The sequence below is a fragment of the Brucella lupini genome (assembly GCF_002252535.1).
GTDB classification, from domain to species: Bacteria; Pseudomonadota; Alphaproteobacteria; order Rhizobiales; family Rhizobiaceae; genus Brucella; species Brucella anthropi.
In genome coordinates, this window is record NZ_NNRN01000026.1 from 1 (window position 1) to 715 (window position 715).

Genomic DNA, 715 nt, shown 5'->3' on the forward strand with positions numbered 1-715 from the left:
AATTCTACTTTTGAAGCCCGTTATTTGGTGGGGGGATTACCATCCGAGATGAAGCGGTTACGGCAGCTCGAGGAGGAGAATGCCAAGCTGAAGCGGATCGTTGCTGATCTGTCTCTGGACAAGGCCATGCTTCAGGATGTTTTGGCAAAAAAGCTCTGAAGCCTGCACGCAGGCGAGCGCTTGTCGACACTATTAAGTCGGATTGGAAAGTCTCGGTACGACGCGCCTGTTCGGTGCTCAAGATTGACCGGTCACTTTATGTCTACAAGTCAAAGCGCGGCGAGCAGGCTGAACTGAAGCTCAGGATCAAGGACATCTGTCAGACACGGGTTCGTTATGGGTATCGGCGCGTGCATGTGCTTCTCAAGCGTGACGGCTGGCCCGTTAATCCGAAGCGAATCTATCGTCTTTATAAGGAGATGGGACTTCAGCTGCGGAACAAGGTTCCCAAACGACGCGTGAAGGCGAAGCTTCGCGCTGATCGCACAGATGCGACCCATTCCAACCATGTTTGGGCAATGGATTTTGTCCATGATCAATTGGCGACAGGACGGAAGATCCGCATCCTGACGGTGGTTGATACATTCTCACGCTTCTCGCCAGCAGTTGATGCCCGCTTCAGTTATCGTGGTGAGGATGTGGTGCAGACCCTGGAACGGATATGTCGTCAGGTCGGTTATCCTGCGGTTATTCGTGTGGATAATGGCAGCGAATT

Annotated in this window: 1 pseudogene; it reads left to right on the forward strand. The window is 52.6% G+C overall.

Annotated features, from left to right (window positions below):
• Positions 1-715 (forward strand): annotated as a pseudogene (locus CES86_RS02250) (IS3 family transposase); the annotation flags it as partial.